This is a genomic window from Paenarthrobacter sp. NPDC089714 (genome assembly GCF_044748905.1).
GTDB lineage: Bacteria > Actinomycetota > Actinomycetes > Actinomycetales > Micrococcaceae > Arthrobacter.
On the sequence record NZ_JBIVGX010000012.1, the window covers coordinates 1 to 17,795 of the forward strand.

Below are 17,795 nucleotides of genomic sequence, written 5' to 3' on the forward strand. Positions count from 1 at the left end.
CTCGGAGCAGACGGCTTCGGCTTCTCCGACACCCGCCAAGCCGCACGCCGCTACTTCAAAAACGACACCCACTCCATCGTCACCAAAACCCTGCAGATGCTGGCGGCGAGGGGCGAGGTTGAGGAGGGCGCGCCGTCGTACGCGATTGACCGCTACAAGCTGCTCGACGTCAACGCGGGCACCACGGGTGGCGCCGGCGGCGACGCGTAACAAGGCGAGGCCTGACAAGGCGACGCCTGACAAGTCGACCCGCAAAAGCGCATGAAAAAGGTGGCGGCAGTGTTCCCAACGAACACTGCCGCCACCTTTGCGTTCAACCGGAAAAGCTACGTCCCCAGATTCCTCCGGTCCACGACGAATCCGGTGGCTGCGTTCTCCCGGACGGCATTGATCCCGGCAACCACGGCTGCCAGGCTCGGGAACTGTGGCGACACTGCCACAACGGTTCCGTCGTCGGCCGTGAGCCGGAAACGGAAGGTGTTGGTTCCTGCCTTGAGAATTTCGAAACTGCCCGCCATCTTGCTGACCTCCACGCGTCATTGCACCAGAGCTGATTTGAACGTGTCCCTTCAGACAGTAATCGCCGCCGGACGCCGCCAACAGCCCTACCCATGAGTAGTTTGCAACCGATTTTGGTAGATGTCCCGGAAAGCCTCGAAGGAGCTAGAGACCGCATGGAAGCCCGCGCGTATGGTGTGTTTATGACTCAATCCGGCACGGCGCCCATCACCGGCGTCCTGCTCGCCGCCGGGGCCGGCACCCGCCTGGGCCGCGGTCCCAAAGCCCTGCTGCCTTTCCGCGGGCGCACGTTGGTTGAAGTAGTTGCCGACACCCTGTTCGACGGCGGCTGCCGCGAGGTGGTGGTGGTACTCGGTGCCGAAGCCGAGCGCATCAGGAACAGCACGGACCTTGGGCGGTACACCGTGGTGGAAAACGCTGCGTGGGCCAAAGGAATGGCGGGCTCGTTCCGCACGGGAATCGAAGCAGCATCGCAGGGCAACAGCATCATGGTTGCGTTGGTGGACCAGCCCGGGTTAACCCCGACGGCGGTGAGCAGGTTGCTGGGCAGCCACCGTCCCGGCCGGATCACCGCGGCCGCCTACCCTGATGACTCAGGCCAGCTGAAGCGTCGGCACCCGGTGATTATCGACGTCGGGCTTCGCGACGAAGCTGCGGCGGCAGCCAGCGGTGATACCGGTGCGCGATCGTTCCTGAAGGCGCACCCGGGGCTGGTGGATCTGGTGGACTGCAGCGATCTCTGCTCCGGCGAGGACCTGGATACCAAGGACCAGCTGCACTTGCTGGAGGGGTAAATTTGGGGGCATGATCCGCATCGAAACCGACGATCCCGCACGCCCTGACGTCCACACCCTCTTGAGCGAGCACTTGGCCGATATGTTCGCCACGTCGCCGGCAGAGAGCGTGCATGCCCTGGATCATTCGGCGTTGCAGCACGAGTCCATCACGTTCTGGACTGCCCGCGAAGACGGGGTGCTGCTGGGTTGCGGGGCGTTGAAAGTACTGGGTGTTCCGGGCGAAGCGGAGATCAAGTCGATGCGGACCAGTTCCGGGGCCCGGGGTCGCGGCGTAGCCACGTTGATGCTGAACCACATTGTGGCCGAGGCACGCCATCGCGGCTATGACCGGGTGACCCTGGAAACGGGGACCGAGGAGTACTTCGCTCCCGCGCGGCGCTTGTATGCCAAACACGGATTCACGGAGTGCGCTCCTTTTGCCGACTACACGCTGGATCCAAACAGCGTGTTCATGGAACTCCCCCTCGCACCCAACTAGGTCGCATTTGTGCGCGTTTTCAGCGGTCAAAACGCGCACAAATGCGACCCAGTTGGGTTTACACGGAGGCGGTGGTGCGGTCGCGGAGGGCCAGGTAGATCTTGTCCCGGGCGATCGGCAGATGGCCGAAGCGGACTCCGGTGGCGTTCCGGATGGCGTTGGCCAGCGCTGGAGCCACGGGGTTGAACGGGCTTTCGCTCATGGACTTGGCGCCGAGCGGGCCGGTGGAGTCGTTGGTGGTGGCGAAGTACACCTCGCTCCGGGGCACGTCCGCGAAGGACGGAATGTGGTACTGGCGCAGGATGTCCGTGGTGACCTGGCCGTGGTCATCCACTTTCACTTCCTCGTACAACGTGGCGCCCAGGGCTTGGGCGATGCCGCCCTCGATCTGCCCCCGGCATTGGCGCGGGTTGACCACCACTCCGGCGTCGGCCGCCTGGACACTTTGCAGGATCCGCAACTCCCCCGTTCCCGTGTTCACGGCGACGCGGAACCCATGGACGTTGAAGGCCACCGAGCGCGGCGTCCCACCCCAGTTGCCGTCGGCGGCAAGCCGGACGCCCTGGAGAGTGCCGGCGTCGTAAATCTCCTTCAGCAGCACCGAACGGTCGCCGCATTCCACGGCCCCCTCAACCAAACGGCAGTCCGCCAACGGAACACCGGTCAACGAGGCCGCCACGGTCTGGATGCGGGTAGCGAGTTCCAATGCCGCGGCAAGCGTTGCCTTTCCGGCAACCACCGTTCCGGCCGAGCCGAACGCGCCGGTGTCGTGCTCAACGAGGTCGGTATCCGACTGCCGGACCTGAATCTTGTAAGCAGAAGAAGCCAGCGCCGTGGCCGCCAATTGCGCATGGACCGTGGTGGTGCCGTTCCCGAATTCCGCCGTTCCGACGTCGACGGCGAACCTTCCGTCCGCTTCCAGGCTCACCCGGGTGTGGGCGAAGTGGCCGCGCGGCGGAACGGTATCGATCATGGACAGTGCCGCGCCTTCACCGGTGACCCACTCCGGTCCGAGGTCATCGAGGCCCGCGGCACGGTAGCGTTCCTTGCCCCGGTCCAACGCGTCGCGCACCAAGGCCACGCACTGGTCCAGCCCGTAGCTTCCGTAGTGCACGTCCTCTTCCGGCTCGGGCGTGGTGGAGAGCATGTGGTCGCCCGAGCGGACCATGTTCTTGAGCCTGAACTCCAAGGGGTCCATGCCGATCCCGACGGCGAGCTCGTCGATGGCGGATTCGATGGCGAAGATCATCTGGCTCAGGCCGTATCCACGGAAAGCTCCCGCCGGGACCGTGTTGGTATACACGGACTGGGCATCCACCTTCTTGTTGGCGCACTTGTACACAGCCAAAGACTCGCCGCAGCCGTGGAACATGACGCCCGGCGCGTGGTTGCCGTAGGCGCCGGTGTTGGTGACCACATCCAGTTGCAGCGCGGTGAGGTAGCCGTCCCGGTTGGCACCCGCCTTGAGTTTGATGGTGAACGGGTGGCGCGTGGTGGTGGCAGTGAACTGCTCGGTCCGGGTGAACTCCACCTGCACGGGTCGCTTCAACGCCAGGGCCGCCAATGCCACGAGGTCTTCCGTCAGCACTTCCTGCTTGCCACCGAAACCACCGCCTACGCGGCCTGCGACCACGCGCACGTTTTCGGGCTGGAGGCCGAAGAGCCGGACCAGCGTGCGCTTCACCAGGAACGGAACCTGGCTGGAGGAACGGACCATGAGCCGGCCGTCCTCGTCCAGCCAAGCAATGGACGCGTGCGTTTCCATCGCCACGTGCTGCACGCGCTGGGTTTGGTACGTGTGCTCATGGATGAAGTCAGCGGCCGCGAACCCTTCCTCCACACTGCCGAGTTCCGCGTGGACCTCGGCCACCACATTGTCCAGGGGCCGGGCGATCCGGGACTGGACGCCGTCCTTCTCCCCGTGGATCGCGGGAGCGCCTGGCAGGATGGCTTCCTGCGGGGTGAAGACGGGCTCCAGGAGTTCATACTCGACTTCCAGGGCACGGGCACCGGCCTCGGCAGCCCCCACCGATTCGGCCACGACGGCGGCGACGCGCTGTCCGATAAAGCGGACCACGGTGTCCAGCACCCGGGTATCGTCCGGATCGTCCGTGTAAATCTCATGTTGTGCGGTCGAGAACAGCTGTTGCGGCGCGTCCTCGTGCGTGAAGATGGCAACTACGCCGGGCACAGCCAGTGCGGGTGCCTTGTTGATGGACAGGATCCGGGCGTGGGCATGCGGGGAACGCAGCAGCTTGAGGTGCAGCAGGCCCGGAAGTTGCTCGGCAGGGACATCCAGGGTGTACCGGGCGGCGCCGGTCACCACGGCCTGGCTGGCGGGTGCGGGGACGTTGTCGCCGAGCTGGCCTGCTTTCGGTTCGACGGCGGCAGGTGCCGGTGCCCCGGAACCGTCAGTTCCGGCGTCGTGCTTATGAGCGTCGTTTGAATGCCCGCACACGGCGTCCGCGATGGAGCGGTAACCGGTGCAGCGGCACAGGTTTCCCTTGAGGTTCCGCGGCAGGTTGGCGCGCTGCTCGTCGTCGAACGTCGCGGCGGTCATCATCATGCCGGCGGTGCAGAAACCGCATTGGAAGCCTTGGCCCTCCATGAACTGCTCCTGCACAGGGTGGAGTCCCTCGGCAGTGGCGAGGCCTTCGATGGTGGTGACGGCTTTGCCTTCGGCACGGACCGCCGGGTAGATGCAGCTGTGCACGGGAGTGCCATCGACGTGCACGGTGCAGGCTCCGCAGTCGCCGCCGTCGCAGCCTTTCTTGACCCCGAAGTTGCCTTGCTCGCGCAGGAAGGTGCGCAGGCACTGGCCGGGACGGGGTGTGGCCTGCGACGAAGCGCCGTTGATCTCAATTGCCATGGGAGGCCTCCTTCGAGGTGCCTGGGATTTCGGGTTGCGTGGACGGCTGCGGCGATGTGGCGTGGGGCGGCCAGAAGTCGCCGGACACGGTCATGGATTCGTCCAGCAGCTCCGCACGGATTTCCTCGGCGAGCCGCACCGTCATGTCATGCCGCCACTCGGGCAAACCGTGGATGTCGTCGTGGTACAGGTCAGCGGGAATTGAATGTTCGACGGCGGCTGCCAACGTGGCGGCGTCCGGAACCCGGTCCGCGGCGAACCTGAGTTGGACCGGCCGTTTGGTGGAAGCCGTCACGGTGATGACCAGGCCGAAGACGGGATCGAGCCGGCCGATCAGCAGCACGCCGGAGCGACCCAGGTTGCTCAAGGACAAACGCCGGAAGGCCACGCGGGCCGAGAGTGCCTCGGCCGGAAGGTGGATGCTGCGGAGGAGTTCGCCCGGCGCAAGGACATTCTGCATTTCGCCCGTGACGAAGTCCGCAACGCTGACAGTGCGGCTGGTGCCGTCCGGGCTGAGGATGGTAGCCACTCCATCCAGGCCGGCGCAGAGGGAAATCATGGGGCCCGCCGGAAGGGACGTGCAGATGTTGCCGCCCACCGTTGACATGTTCCAGATCTTGAAGGACGCCACGAAGGAATCGCAGCTGGGACGGATCAGGGCAAGCCCGGGCCATTCGCGGTGGGCTGTTTCCGCCGCTTCAGGGAGCGCATGGAGTTCCGCGACAGTACAGGTTGCCGCGAGTTCGATGCCGTCGTCCGTGACTGTGATGGCCGGCCAGCCCGTACTCCCGAGGTCGAGCAGGCGCTTGAGGACGGTACTTCCGTAGGAGAAGAGGACAGTTCCGCCAGCCAGCCAGGCGTCACCTTCACGCCACTCGGCAGGGTCCGTGGTGGGTACCACGGCCTCGATGGTGTTCATGTCCATGGGTCCTCCTGGGTTTCAGGGTCTGTAGTAGTGCTCGAGTGGATGGGCCCCGAGCTGTCTTTGAGGGAACGGAAGGCTGCGTTGCCCGGCCGGCTCCCGCGTGAGGCCACGATCTCCGCGGTGATGGAAACGGCTACCTCGGCAGGCGTCACGGCACCGAGCTCCAGGCCAATCGGGGAATGCAAACGCTCCAGGGCCTCGGCCGGGGTGCCTTTGTCCAGCAAGGCATCGATGCGTTGCCGGTGGCTGCGCCGCGAACCCATCGCGCCAACGTAGGCGAGCTTCAGGTTCAGGGCCGTCTCCAGCAAAGGGATATCGAATTTGGGGTCGTGGGTCAGGACGCACACCACCGTGCGGGCATCGATGCGTCCGGCCGCAGCTTCGCTTTCGAGGTAGCGGTGCGGCCAGTCCGTGACCACCTGGTCAGCGCCCGCGAAGCGGTTTTGGTGGGCAAAGGCGGGGCGGGCATCGCAGAGCGTGACGTTGTAGCCAAGCAATTGGCCGGCGGGGAGCAGCGCTGCTCCGAAATCGTTGGCACCGAAGACCAGCATCCGGGCGGCAGGAAGGCGGCTCTCCACGAACAATGTGATGGGTTGGGGCTCGGGTTCTTCACGGGGGTTGTCCCACCGGTCCAGCGTGACCCAGCCATCAATGCAGCCTTCGGGCGGAGCGAGCCGCACCAAACCGGCGCGGCCGCCCTGGAGCAACGGCTCAATCTGGGCAGCGGCAGCGAAAAGCGTAGCCGGGTGGTCCCCCAGCAGCTTGGCGAGGTCCTCGGACTCCATGGCCCGGAACCGTACCGGATCATGCACGACGACGGCCCCTCCTTGGGCGTCGAGCCTGCGGATCAGTGCCAAGGGAGGTGGGTTTTGGTGATCGTGGGCCGTGGGGCCTGTGAACGCGGAGAGCTCCGGCATTCCGGCCTTAAGGGGCTGGATATGGACTTCCAGTTCCCCTCCACAGGTGAGTCCGACGGCGAACGCGTCCTCGGAACTGTAGCCGAACGACTCCAGGCGCGGGCCGCCGTCGCGCATTGCTTCCAGGGCCGCTTCAACCACGGCGCCTTCCACGCAACCGCCGGACAAGCTGCCCAGGATTTCGCCGCTTTCGGAGACCATCATGGAGGTCCCCATGGGCCGCGGCACGGACCCGCCGGTCCCCACGATCGTGGCCACAGCGCAGAGCTGGCCGGAGACCGCAGGCCGCCAGCTGCCCAGTGAAGGCATCAGATCCAGCATGGCTACACGTCCTTTTTCCAGGTGTCCCGGCCAGGTGGCCCGGCCGGAGCAGTGCGCGATCTTGCCCCATGTTCTCATTCCCGGAGGGTGTTGAGGGGTAGTCGCGATTAATCAGTAAGAAGTCATAGGTGCGGGGGCAAGGGCTTCATCTCCCTGCCCCCGCTCCATGGCGGAGCATCGGGACCCAGCCGCCGCCCGCCGTCGTTCCCGTATGGAGCGGGACGACGACGGCGGGCGCCTATTCGTGCGGTGGGATCCAACGGACCGCCGTTCGTGGTGCCGGTTTGCCCGCCGGCCCGGGGTTTCGCGCGGCCGCTAGATGCCCATCAGGGCGTTGATCGGACCGCGGGCGAAGTAGATCACGAAGCCTGCCGTGACCACCCACATGAGCGGATGGACCTTCTTGGCCTTGCCCGATGCCGCGTTGACCACGGCGAAGGAGATGAACCCCACGCCGATGCCGTTGGCGATGGAGTACGTCAGCGGCATGGTGACGATGGTCAGGAAGGCCGGCAGTGCGATGGCGAACTTGGTGAACTTGATCTCGCGGATCTGCGCCATCATCATCGCGCCAACCACCACCAGGGCCGCAGCTGCGACTTCCAGCGGGACCACCGAGGTGAGCGGGGTGAAGAACATCGAGCCCAGGAAGAGCAAGCCGGTGACCACTGAGGCCAAGCCGGTGCGGGCTCCTTCGCCGATGCCCGCTGCCGAGTCGATGTACACGGTGTTGGACGAACCGGAGGTTGCGCCGCCCACTACCGCGCCCATGCCTTCGACAATGAAGGCGGACTTCAGCTTGGGGAACGTGCCATCCTTGTGTGCCACTCCGGCGCTCTTGGCCAGGCCGGTCATGGTGCCCATGGCGTCGAAGAAGTTGGTGAACACCAGGGTGAAGACCAACATGGTGGCCGCCAGGCCGCCAATGCGGGCGAACGAACCAAAGAGGTCAAACTGGCCTACCAGGCTCAGGTCAGGAACGGACACCAGCTGGCTCGACAGGATGGGGACGTTGAGGTGCCAGCCGCCGGGGTTGTCGGCGGTGCCTGGACCGATGTGGAACACAGCCTCGGCAACAGCGGCGAGGACGGTGGTGGCGACGATGCCGATCAGCAGGCCGCCCTGGATCTTGCGTGCCACGAGGATACCCATGGTCAGCAGTCCCACGATGAAGACGAGGGTGGGGATGGACGTGATGGATCCGTCATTGCCGAGCTGGACCGGTGGGCCACCAGCCGTGGGACGGACAAAGCCGGAATCGACGAAGCCAATGAAGGCGATGAACAGGCCGATGCCCACAGTGATGGCGGCTTTGAGTTCCTTGGGTACTGCCTTGAAGATCGCCGTCCGGGCACCCGTGGCACCGAAGAGGACAATCAGGATGCCGTTGATGACCACCAGGCCCATGGCTTCGGGCCACGTGACCTCCTGGATCACTGCGACGGCAAGGAAGGAGTTGATGCCCAAGCCTGCTGCGAGTCCGAAGGGAAGGTTGGCCACAAGGCCGAAGACGATGGTCATGACACCAGCGGTGAGGCCGGTGACTGCACCGACTTGTGCTGCCGACAGCCATCCACCGGCTACATCCGTGGGGGCGTTCTCGGCAGAGAAGCCACCCAGGATGAGCGGATTGAGGATGACGATGTAGGCCATGGTGAAGAACGTGACCAAGCCGCCGCGGAATTCGCGGGCCAACGTGGAGCCGCGCTTGGTGATCTGGAAGAACTTATCCAGGAAGTTCGGCGGCTTCTTACCGCCTCCGTTGGCGAGGGCCGTAGCCGTGTGCTTTGCTTGTGCCGCTGTGGGCTCTGCGTTCTTGTCCCCGTTGGGGAAGAGCGCAGCCTGCTTTTCAGCTGCTGTCTGCATTTCTGCGTTTTCCAGGATTTCCATGTCAGCCGCCGGGCCCTAGTAGTCAATCCTGGAATCAAGCGTGTTCCATGTGTTGAACGGCTGGAGGGCCGCCGGTGCCTGGGGGTCGCCCAGTTCCAGCTTGGCTACCGGCATCAGCGCGTCCCGGTTGTCGTTCTCGAAGTACTCGTAGAAGACGGCGTCGTCGAAGCCGACGGAGGCGGCGTCGTGACGGTCTGCAGCGAAGAACACGCGGTCCACGCGTGCCCAGAGTGCGGAGGCCAGGCACATGGGGCAAGGCTCGCAGCTGGTGTAGAGGGTTGCGCCGCTCAGATCGAAGGTTCCCAGTTCGCGGCAGGCGTTGCGGATGGCCGTAACTTCTGCGTGGGCGGTGGGATCGTTCGTGGCGGTTACGCGGTTGACGCCTTCGAAGGCTTGTCCATCCGCGGTAACAATGACGGCGCCGAAGGGGCCCCCACTGTTCAGGACATTGGCCGTTGCCAGCTCAATGGATGTGGCCAGGAATTGCTCGGCCGTGACGGTTGTACTCATGTTGCGACTTCCTTAGTGCTGTGGAAGCCGGGTGACCTGTTCGGGGGCGCTGCAAAAAACAGCTCCAGTTAGCTTGGTTACCAGGCTTCAGCATGTGCGATGAAGGTTAAGTTGCGCCTGGTAGATAGCTTCCCGAGGTCCGGGTGCCCGCCTTTGGCAGTAAGAGCGTAGCACCAGATTTGTGAGCCGCGCCATAGTTTTTTGAAAACTTTATTTCGTCATGCGAAATTACGAATCCAGCGTGCCTGACTGGTCGCTGGCGCGCCAATGTGACCGGGGACCTTTCCCAAGGGCGTTGACGGCCGCCGTCGGGCGCTTTTACGCTTGGTGGACCGGCGCCGCGTTGGCGGGCCGGTTCCTGGATCAGCAGACAGGGCCGAACTGAGCTGGAACGCATTCATGCCGACCAGACAAGGAGCCCTCCGTGCTTTGGATCAAAAACCCCTTGGGTATCTTCACCGCAAACAACCTCGACGCCGGCAACGGCCTGGTGGTTTCCGACTCCGGAACGATCGTTGAGCTGGTGCCGTCCGGCGCCCGCCCGTCCATGCCCTGCACCGAATTTGATGCATCAGGCCACGTGGTGCTTCCGGGCCTGATCAACACACACCACCACTTCTACCAAACCCTCACCCGCGCCTGGGGACCCGTGGCCAACGTCCCCCTGTTCCCGTGGCTGCAGAACCTCTACCCCGTCTGGGCGCGGCTCACTCCCCGGAGCCTGGAACTCGCTGTCCAGGTGGCGTTGGCGGAACTTTTGTTGTCCGGCTGCACCACGGCCGCGGACCACCACTATCTCTTTCCCGACGGCATGGACGACGCCATCGACATTGAGGTGGCCGCCGTACGCTCCATGGGCATGCGGGCCACCTTGACGCGCGGCTCCATGACGTTGGGAGAGGACGACGGCGGGCTGCCGCCCAGGACCACGGTCCAGTCACCTGAAACAATCCTCGAGGACAGCGAACGGCTCATCCGCACCTATCACGAAGCCGGTCCCGGGGCCTCTGTGCAGATCGCGCTGGCACCTTGCTCGCCCTTCTCGGTGACGAAGGAAATCATGGCCGAATCCGCCGCCATGGCCGAGCGCTACGACGTCCGGTTGCACACGCACCTCGCGGAAACCATCGACGAAGAAGACTTCTGCCGGTCCATGTTCGGCCTCCGGACCGTCGATTACCTGGAATCCGTTGGCTGGCTGGGATCCCGTACCTGGCTTGGACACGGCATCCACTTCAACGACGAGGAGATCGCCAGGCTGGGAGCTGCGGGCACCGCCGTCGCGCATTGCCCCACCTCCAACATGCGGTTGGCATCCGGTACCGCACGCGTCCTGGAACTCGAGGATGCCGGCGTTCCCGTGGGCCTGGGCGTGGACGGCTCCGCCTCCAACGATGCGTCCAACATGATCCTCGAGGCACGGCAAGCCCTGTACTTGCAGCGGCTCCGCTATGGCGCCTCGGTTCCCGTGTCCCGGGCATTGGGCTGGGCCACCCGCGGGTCTGCCGCCGTTCTTGGACGTTCAGATATTGGGCAGCTGGCTCCGGGCATGCAGGCTGACCTGGCCCTATTCAAGCTGGATTCACTGCGCTTCTCCGGAAGCCACGATCCCGTGGCAGCCCTGTTGCTCTGCGGCGCGGATCGGGCCGATCGCGTGATGGTGGGCGGTTCATGGCGTGTGGTGGACGGGGCGATTCCCGATCTCGATGTTGCTGGGCTGATCGCGGAGCACTCGGCCGCGGCACGGAAGTTGGTGGCGGGGTAGGTTTTCCCCGTTCGTCTCGGTGGCGCGAAAACGCCGGAACGCGTCCCTTTCGTAGGGAACATTCCGGCGTTTTGGCACCTTTCCAGCGCTTTCGCGGGTTGGTTAGGTCGCGTCGATCTCCAGCTTCGGCGCGGCTTCGCTAGATCGCGATCTTGTAGATGTGGTGGGTGTACTCGTTCGCGAAGGAATCCGTGAACTTGCCGTTTTGGATGGTGATAGTGCGGTTCTCGCCCACAACCTCAACCTGCGTTCCCGTAATACCTGACGGGAGGGTGAAGGTCTTGGAGCCTGTGCTGCCATTCAGCCCGATGCCGGCAAACAAGTAGGCGTTGCCGTCCTTGGCCTTCAGCATGGTGTCAGCGCCCGCAGCGCCCGCGTTCCAGGCGTAGCTCTGTGTGTTCAAAACTGGCGCCAAGGACTGGATACCGGCCAAGGCGGTCTTGATTTTCGCCTTACGATCCGCCGGAATATCAACCAGGCTATACGTCCCGAACTGGGGATCGTTGTTGTGCTGGAAGATATTGATGCCCCTCGCCTCGTGAATGATGGCCGACCACATGGCGCCTTCCATCTGCTCAGGCGTGATGGTCCGGTCATTGTTGCTTTCCAGGAACGGACGGGCCGATTCAACAAACACCCAGTTCGGCTGGATTCCCGGACTCGACTGGTAGACCCTCATCCGGTCCGCGACCCAGCCATATGCAGCGCTGCTCGCGGCCTTGGCCCCATCAGGCCACGACGGAGTCCGATCAGCCTCGAACTGCAGGTCGGCGCGGGTATAGAAGTACTGGTCGTTGCTGCTCGCATCCACAGCCGCCATGAAGTCATCCATCAATCCCGGCGCCCAATACGTTCCGAAGATCCCCTTGCTGTAATTGGCGAAGGCCGGGCGGCCATCGTTCTTGGCGCGGATGTTGGCGACGAGTTGCTTCATGATTTCCAGGTTCTGCGCGGCTGAGACATTGCCGCAGCCCAGGCCCACCATCTCGCACTCGTCATCCGTGTCCCAGCCAACTACGCCGGGGTCCGTACCAACCTCGGACTGCTTCCACTCCCCGCCGGGAATGACCAGCATGCCGGTATCGGTGATGGACTTCATGGTTGATCCATCGTGTTCGGCGTTGTGATAGACATTCACGCCGATGTCCTTGAGCTGTGCCGCGTGTCCGGGCTTTCCGTACCAAACACCGATGGGGAACAGGTTGGGATTATTCAGCTTCGCCGCGCCCGGGAACTTGGCCCAATACGCCGGTCCGCCGTCCCACGGAATGCGGGCCAGGTTGGCGAGGCTGCCGTTGGATGGAGGCGTGGTGGGGGTCGGCGTGGGAGTAGCGGTCGGGGTCGGCGTAGCCGTCGGAGTAGCCGTCGGCGTAGGCGTGACCGTCGGCGTGGGCGTGACCGTCGGCGTGGGCGTAGCCGTCGGCGTAGCTGTCGGCGTAGGCGTGACCGTCGGAGAAGCCGTCGGCGTAGGCGTGACCGTCGGAGTAGCTGTCGGCGAAGGCGTGACCGTCGGTGTTGCCGTTGGTGACGCTGTCGACGTCGGGCTCTCGGTCGGCGTAGGCGAGGCAGTCGCCGTCGGCTCCTCCGTTGGAGAGGAGGTGGAGGTTGGTTCACTGCTCGGAGACGGTGAGGCTGTCGGTTCCGTCGTTGGGTCCGTGGGACTCGACGTCGGCTCTGACGTAGGTTCCGCCGTCGTTGTTGCAGTCGGGCTTTCGGTGGGCGGTGGCGTGCCGGGGTCCGTGCATCCTGCAAGCGCCAACGCGATCACCGCCCCCAGCGTAGCGAGGGTGGGTTTCAATGACATTGTTTTCCTTTGGGGAAGCAGCGTTCATGCTGCTGCTGGGCGGCGCCAGACCCCCAGTCCGGCTCTTTGTTTCCACCTGCCAGGGCAGGGGTTGTCAGCCGGAAATCCCAGGTTCCGGCATAGCCCGATGACGAGCGTCAGTCATTGCTCGACCTGCTGCGATGCGACGCGTGCGGACGAACGCCCGGCGCCATCGAGCCAGCAAGTGCGGCCCAAACAAAGGGGCCACGGCGACCTTTAAGACCCGAAGGGTGGCCGTTTGCCCAGCTTACGCGAAGCCCTCAGGCTCCTGCCGATTGTTACGTGGATCACATTTTGAGCCGTTTCGATAGACGCGTCCCGCTTAGACGGCTTCCTGCATGCTAGACGGCAGGGTGCGTCTAATGCGCAGCGGGTCGTCTAACCGGCCTGCCGGAGAGCCCGCACAACCTGCGCCTTCAACTCCTGTTCCCGGAACAAATCGCGCCATGTAAGCCGAATGAAGGTCCAACCCTGCTCAATAAGGGCCTTCTCCCGCTGCCTCTCCCGGAATAAGACCTCGTCAGTGGGCGCAAAGTCGAAATACTTGATCTTCCCGTCAAACTCCAAAGCCACCCTCTTTGCCCGCCAAGCCAAGTCGATCCGATGATTTCCTTCATTCGTCCGGACCTTCACCTGCAGGTCGGGTCGCTCAATGCGAAGCCTGACGATTATCTCCCTGGTCAGGGTCTCGCCGGGAGACTCCGAACGAGGATCCGCGTACTTGAGTGCGCGCCGCAAGGTAAGTACTCCATTCCGCCCAGCGAGCGCGTGGCACACATCCCACAGTTCAGTGCGATCGACACCCATGCGCAGCGCATGATCCATCAAGATCAATGCCTGCCGATAGTCGAGCATGCGGCAACAGTCCACCACTGTGCGCGCCAGGGATGTACATGGAAGTCCATCGACCAGCCCGATCTCTCCCGGTTGCAGCAGCCGCGTGTGCGGGACCACATCCTTGCCATGCGATACGGGAGATGGCGGCGTCTTCTGGGTGATATGGATCCGATCATCGACATCCCAAGAAACAGGCGATGGAGGCGGGCAGCTGAGGTGTGGCTATAGACCAGGCCACCTCCCGACGTCGATAGCGTCCCATGGGCATGTGCAGCAATGAGTTGGCGGCTCTGAACCCAGGGTTTTTGCGCTGACCACACCGCCCCCCTGATGTAACAGCCTCGCCTCAGCCTTACGAGCTCACCGGCCCGAACCAGGGTCGCGATCTTTGGAATTGAACCCGGACTCTTCCAGTTCAGCGGTACGCCAAAGTTTCATGCCGACCGGGAGTTCGTGAGGTGATTTGGTCATGCAACAAGACTCGTGGACCGTCCAGAGTGCTCAAAGACTCGACTCTTGCTATGTGGAGAAAGGCAGCCGCACGGCACGACCTGCCACGAAGACTCACGCCGCCCAGGCAACACCATTTCGATGGCTCCCTGCGCGGTAGACGACTCCTGCCGTCTAACGGGCAGCCAGGCATCGAAACGGCCGACGGCGGAGGGGCGGGGGGCAGGGTGGTGGCGGAGGGGGCGGGGCGCGGGGTGGGCGGGGGCTGGTGGTGGCGGAGGGGCGGGGGCGGGGCGCGGGGTGGGCGGCGGGGGCCCACGGGGGCAGGGTGGTGGCGGAGGCACAACAAAGCGGGCGGCACCTCCCCAGGTGCCGCCCGCCTCGTTGGCTCTGTTGCGCAGAGTCCGCGCCCCGTCAATGCAGGAATCAGGGGCGCTGCCGACCGAAGACTGGGAGCGCCCGCAGCCAGCGGGAGAATCCGCCGGCCTTGCGATCGCAGTCGGCCGGAATGTAAAAGTCCGGATCGGTAGCACCGAAGGGCAGGTACAGTTCCTGGCCCGGCGCCGGGAATTCCACGACGTTGTTCGTATCCCTCGAGTCCATCTGTTCCTCCTCTTTCCAGTGCTCGCATGCTTCAAAGTTCCGCATATTGGAAATTTTCTTTTGTTATGTGAAAAGTCTAGGAGAAGCCGAAAGCAAGCGTCAAGACCCACTTTCACTCCGGCGAAGTTGCCCCGGTCACATTTGGCTGCTTCATAACGATCCCCAGGAAGCCGTATACACATCCCCGAACCATGCGCTACTCTCGAATGAGTTCGTGGCGTAGGTCACGTAACCTGAGAGCAGCAGGCAGGGTCGTAATGAGCTGGCATCCATGGATGCCGGCTCTTTTTTGTTGGGGTCGGCTCCACCAGAAACGCAGTGGAAACACGCGCTTAATTTCATTGATGGAACGTAGTTTCCACCGCATAGAAGTTGGGATATGACCATGAGCAACAACATCGTCCTCGGCGAAAACCAGTACGGCAAAGCAGAAGTCCGCGTCGTCAAGGTCACCCGGGATACGGACCGCCACCAGATCGAAGACCTCAACGTCACCTCGCAGCTCCGTGGTGACTTCGAGGCAGCCCACCTCGAGGGCGACAACGGCCACGTCGTTGCCACCGACACCCAGAAGAACACCGTCTACGCCTTCGCCCGTGAAGGTGTGGGCTCCCCTGAGGCCTTCCTGCTGCGCCTCGCCAACCACTTCACCGGCGAGTTCTCATGGGTTACCGGCGGACGCTGGGAAGCTGAGTCCTACAGCTGGGACCGCATCCAGGCCCACGGCGAAAGCCACGACCACAGCTTCGTCCGCAACGGGCAAGAGGTGCGCACCGCCGTCGTCGTCCGCGATGGCGCAACCACCCACATTGTTTCCGGCCTCAAGGACCTGACCGTCCTGAAGACCACGCAGTCCGGCTTTGTCGGCTACCCGCGCGACAAGTACACCACCCTCCCCGAGACCACGGACCGCATCCTCGCCACCGACGTATCCGCCCGCTGGCGCTACAACACCAACCTGGACGCCTCGGCCACGGACTTCAACAAGAGCTACGAGGACATCAAGGCCCTTCTTCTTGAGGGCTTCACGGAGAACTACTCGCACGCACTGCAGCAGACCCTCTTCGACATGGGCAAGAAGGTCCTCGAGGCACATAGCGAAGTTGCCGAGATCAAGTTCTCCATGCCGAACAAGCACCACTTCCTGGTTGACCTGGGCCCGTTCGGCCTGGACAACCCCAACGAGGTCTTCTACGCCGCGGACCGCCCGTACGGCCTCATCGAAGCAACCGTCCAGCGCGACAACACCACGGCCGCGCCCGTTGCCTGGAGCGGCATCGCCGGCTTCTGCTAAGCACCGCCCGGCTTAGGCCCGCGAAGCAATCGCGGGCCTGGCCACCCGGAGTTCGTGTGCAGGTTCCGCCAGAGGGACGCCCCCGCAACAGCGGAACCTGCACCCAAACCCGACCCCAAAAACACCCACACTTTTGTTAGCCAGACACAGTTAGCCAGACGAAGGCGTCTGCCATGAACCCAGAAAGTCTGCCATGAACACCAAGAAGAAGTCCCGCCCCGCCAATACCACCGCCGCGCGTCCCGAGGACCAGCGGCTCTCGATCGGAAGCACCTTCGCTTACGGCTTCCAGCACGTTCTCACCATGTACGGCGGCATCATCGCTCCGCCACTGATCATTGGCGCGGCCGCGGGCATGTCCTCGCAGGACATCGGCCTCCTGATCGCAGCCTGCTTGTTCGTCGGCGGCCTGGCCACCATTCTCCAGACGGTCGGCATTCCGTGGTTCGGTTCGCAGCTCCCGCTGGTCCAGGGCGTCTCCTTCGCCGGCGTTTCCACGATGGTGGCGATCGTGCAGGGCGGCGGTGGTATCCAGGCGGTCTTCGGCTCGGTGATCGTGGCCTCGCTGATCGGCCTGGCCATCACTCCCCTGTTCTCGAAGATCATCAAGTTCTTCCCACCGGTGGTTACCGGCACGGTGATTACCACCATTGGCCTGACCCTCATGCCGGTTGCGGCCAACTGGGCCATGGGCGGCAACGCCAAGGCTGACAACTACGGCAGCATGGCCAACATCGGCCTCGCGGCACTGACCATGGGCGTCGTCCTGCTGCTGAGCAAGATCGGCAACGCCGCCATCTCCCGCCTTTCGATCCTGCTGGCCATGGTCATTGGCACGGTCATCGCAACCGTCACCGGCATGGCCGACTTCTCCAAGGTTGGCCAGGGCGACATCGTAGCCTTCCCCACCCCGTTCGCTTTCGGTGCTCCCACGTTCGAAGTCGCCGCGATCATCTCCATGCTGATCGTCATCCTGGTGACGCTGACGGAGACCTCAGCTGACATCATCGCCGTGGGCGAGATCGTAGACACCAAGGTTGACTCCCGCCGGATCGGCAACGGCCTGCGGGCCGACATGCTCTCCAGCGCCATCTCCCCCTTGTTCAACTCCTTCACCCAGAGCGCCTTCGCCCAGAACGTGGGCCTGGTGGCCATCACCGGCATCAAGAGCCGCTTCGTGGTCAGCGCCGGCGGCCTCATCCTGGTTGTCCTGGGCCTCCTGCCGATCCTAGGCCGAGTCGTCGCAGCGGTTCCGACGCCCGTCCTGGGCGGTGCCGGCGTCGTGCTCTTCGGTACGGTTGCCGCCAGCGGTATCCGCACCCTCGCGAAGGTCGAATACAAGAACAACATGAACCTGATCATCGTGGCCGCCTCGATCGGCTTCGGCATGATCCCGATTGCTGCCCCGAAGTTCTACGACCAGTTCCCGTCCTGGTTCTCCACGATCTTCCACTCCGGCATCAGCTCGGCCGCGGTCATGGCGATCATCCTGAACATCCTGTTCAACCACTTCAAGGCCGGCAACTCGGACAACCAGTCGGTGTTCGTGGCAGGCACGGAGCGCGTGGTCACTCCCGAGGACGTCAAGTGCCTGGAACATGGAGACCGCTTCGAGAACGGCAAGCTGATCGACGCCGAAGGCAACGAGGTCCCGCTCAAGAGCACCTCGTCTTCAGAGCACTAGCACCCTCCCGCACGCGACAGGCGGCAGTGTTTTCCTTGGGGGACACTGCCGCCTTTCGTCGGCTTAGCCGCGCCTTTGGGCAAAACGTACGACGGCGGCAGGCGCCACCGG

The 17,795-nt window shown here is 63.9% G+C and carries 15 protein-coding genes and 1 pseudogene; 7 read left to right on the plus strand and 9 right to left on the minus strand.

Features of this window, described 5'->3' with window-relative positions; translation table 11 throughout:
* On the plus strand, positions 1-210 hold a 210-nt coding region (locus tag ACIPY3_RS17820; RefSeq protein WP_397323325.1), incomplete at its 5' end, for a hypothetical protein.
* 116 nt (positions 211-326) lie between these two features.
* Here the strand turns inward: ACIPY3_RS17820 and ACIPY3_RS17825 are convergent.
* Positions 327-518: a YegP family protein gene (locus ACIPY3_RS17825; RefSeq protein ID WP_397323327.1), complete on the minus strand. Its 192-nt coding sequence runs from the start codon at positions 516-518 to the stop codon at positions 327-329.
* A gap of 156 nt (positions 519-674) precedes the next feature.
* Here ACIPY3_RS17825 and nboR point away from each other — a divergent pair, with 156 nt between their 5' ends.
* Together nboR and ACIPY3_RS17835 are read left to right on the plus strand one after the other, a co-directional pair.
* Positions 675-1,313: a nicotine blue oxidoreductase gene (gene nboR / locus ACIPY3_RS17830; RefSeq protein ID WP_400336300.1), complete on the plus strand. Its 639-nt coding sequence runs from the start codon at positions 675-677 to the stop codon at positions 1,311-1,313.
* 10 nt (positions 1,314-1,323) lie between these two features.
* Positions 1,324-1,794, plus strand: a complete 471-nt coding sequence (locus ACIPY3_RS17835; protein ID WP_400336302.1) for a GNAT family N-acetyltransferase — start codon at positions 1,324-1,326, stop codon at positions 1,792-1,794.
* A 58-nt stretch (positions 1,795-1,852) separates the two neighbouring features.
* Here the strand turns inward: ACIPY3_RS17835 and ACIPY3_RS17840 are convergent, their stop codons facing one another.
* From ACIPY3_RS17840 to ACIPY3_RS17860, 5 genes are all read right to left on the minus strand, one after another.
* Complete coding sequence (locus ACIPY3_RS17840) at positions 1,853-4,663, minus strand: molybdopterin-dependent oxidoreductase (RefSeq protein WP_400336304.1); 2,811 nt, start codon at positions 4,661-4,663, stop codon at positions 1,853-1,855.
* A complete protein-coding gene (locus ACIPY3_RS17845; protein ID WP_400336306.1) occupies positions 4,653-5,588 on the minus strand; it encodes an FAD binding domain-containing protein in 936 nt (311 codons plus the stop codon). Before ACIPY3_RS17845 ends, ACIPY3_RS17840 begins: the two co-directional genes overlap by 11 nt.
* Positions 5,579-6,826 carry an XdhC family protein gene (locus ACIPY3_RS17850; protein WP_400336498.1) on the minus strand — a complete coding sequence of 416 codons (1,248 nt, stop codon included), beginning with the start codon at positions 6,824-6,826 and terminating at the stop codon, positions 5,579-5,581. Before ACIPY3_RS17850 ends, ACIPY3_RS17845 begins: the two co-directional genes overlap by 10 nt.
* A gap of 315 nt (positions 6,827-7,141) precedes the next feature.
* Entirely contained in the window at positions 7,142-8,692 is a 1,551-nt protein-coding gene (locus ACIPY3_RS17855; protein WP_400336308.1) for an NCS2 family permease, read from the minus strand.
* A 39-nt stretch (positions 8,693-8,731) separates the two neighbouring features.
* Complete coding sequence (locus ACIPY3_RS17860) at positions 8,732-9,226, minus strand: nucleoside deaminase (protein ID WP_400336310.1); 495 nt, start codon at positions 9,224-9,226, stop codon at positions 8,732-8,734.
* 424 nt (positions 9,227-9,650) lie between these two features.
* On the opposite strand from ACIPY3_RS17860, the gene ACIPY3_RS17865 reads away from it, so the two are divergent.
* Positions 9,651-10,991, plus strand: a complete 1,341-nt coding sequence (locus ACIPY3_RS17865; protein ID WP_400336312.1) for an 8-oxoguanine deaminase — start codon at positions 9,651-9,653, stop codon at positions 10,989-10,991.
* Positions 10,992-11,130: 139 nt separating this feature from the next.
* Here the strand turns inward: ACIPY3_RS17865 and ACIPY3_RS17870 are convergent, their stop codons facing one another.
* Positions 11,131-12,129 carry a hypothetical protein gene (locus ACIPY3_RS17870; RefSeq protein WP_400336313.1) on the minus strand — a complete coding sequence of 333 codons (999 nt, stop codon included), beginning with the start codon at positions 12,127-12,129 and terminating at the stop codon, positions 11,131-11,133.
* Between the two features lie 64 nt (positions 12,130-12,193).
* On the opposite strand from ACIPY3_RS17870, the gene ACIPY3_RS17875 reads away from it, so the two are divergent.
* Positions 12,194-13,036, plus strand: coding sequence for a hypothetical protein (locus ACIPY3_RS17875; protein ID WP_400336315.1), 843 nt, complete (start codon positions 12,194-12,196; stop codon positions 13,034-13,036).
* Between the two features lie 158 nt (positions 13,037-13,194).
* On the opposite strand, the pseudogene ACIPY3_RS17880 reads toward ACIPY3_RS17875, so the two are convergent.
* Positions 13,195-14,124, minus strand: a pseudogene (locus ACIPY3_RS17880) (type IV toxin-antitoxin system AbiEi family antitoxin domain-containing protein).
* Between the two features lie 405 nt (positions 14,125-14,529).
* A complete protein-coding gene (locus ACIPY3_RS17885; RefSeq protein WP_400336317.1) occupies positions 14,530-14,706 on the minus strand; it encodes a hypothetical protein in 177 nt (58 codons plus the stop codon).
* A 379-nt stretch (positions 14,707-15,085) separates the two neighbouring features.
* Between ACIPY3_RS17885 and pucL the strand changes: the two genes are divergently transcribed.
* A complete protein-coding gene (gene pucL, locus ACIPY3_RS17890; RefSeq protein WP_397323343.1) occupies positions 15,086-16,000 on the plus strand; it encodes a factor-independent urate hydroxylase in 915 nt (304 codons plus the stop codon).
* Between the two features lie 193 nt (positions 16,001-16,193).
* On the plus strand, positions 16,194-17,684 hold the full coding sequence (locus tag ACIPY3_RS17895) for a nucleobase:cation symporter-2 family protein (protein WP_400336318.1): 1,491 nt from the start codon (positions 16,194-16,196) through the stop codon (positions 17,682-17,684).
* Positions 17,685-17,795: the final 111 nt, after the last annotated feature.

Bases quoted from the DNA above. Each gene is read 5' to 3' on its own strand.
- ACIPY3_RS17860 (WP_400336310.1), bottom strand. From the start codon at position 9,226: ATGAGTACAACCGTCACGGCCGAGCAATTCCTGGCCACATCCATTGAG.
- ACIPY3_RS17850 (WP_400336498.1), bottom strand. From the start codon at position 6,826: ATGCTGGATCTGATGCCTTCACTGGGCAGCTGGCGGCCTGCGGTCTCC.
- pucL (WP_397323343.1), top strand. From the start codon at position 15,086: ATGACCATGAGCAACAACATCGTCCTCGGCGAAAACCAGTACGGCAAA.
- ACIPY3_RS17885 (WP_400336317.1), bottom strand. From the start codon at position 14,706: ATGGACTCGAGGGATACGAACAACGTCGTGGAATTCCCGGCGCCGGGC.
- ACIPY3_RS17835 (WP_400336302.1), top strand. From the start codon at position 1,324: ATGATCCGCATCGAAACCGACGATCCCGCACGCCCTGACGTCCACACC.
- ACIPY3_RS17845 (WP_400336306.1), bottom strand. From the start codon at position 5,588: ATGGACATGAACACCATCGAGGCCGTGGTACCCACCACGGACCCTGCC.
- ACIPY3_RS17895 (WP_400336318.1), top strand. From the start codon at position 16,194: ATGAACACCAAGAAGAAGTCCCGCCCCGCCAATACCACCGCCGCGCGT.
- nboR (WP_400336300.1), top strand. From the start codon at position 675: ATGGAAGCCCGCGCGTATGGTGTGTTTATGACTCAATCCGGCACGGCG.
- ACIPY3_RS17825 (WP_397323327.1), bottom strand. From the start codon at position 518: ATGGCGGGCAGTTTCGAAATTCTCAAGGCAGGAACCAACACCTTCCGT.
- ACIPY3_RS17840 (WP_400336304.1), bottom strand. From the start codon at position 4,663: ATGGCAATTGAGATCAACGGCGCTTCGTCGCAGGCCACACCCCGTCCC.
- ACIPY3_RS17855 (WP_400336308.1), bottom strand. From the start codon at position 8,692: ATGCAGACAGCAGCTGAAAAGCAGGCTGCGCTCTTCCCCAACGGGGAC.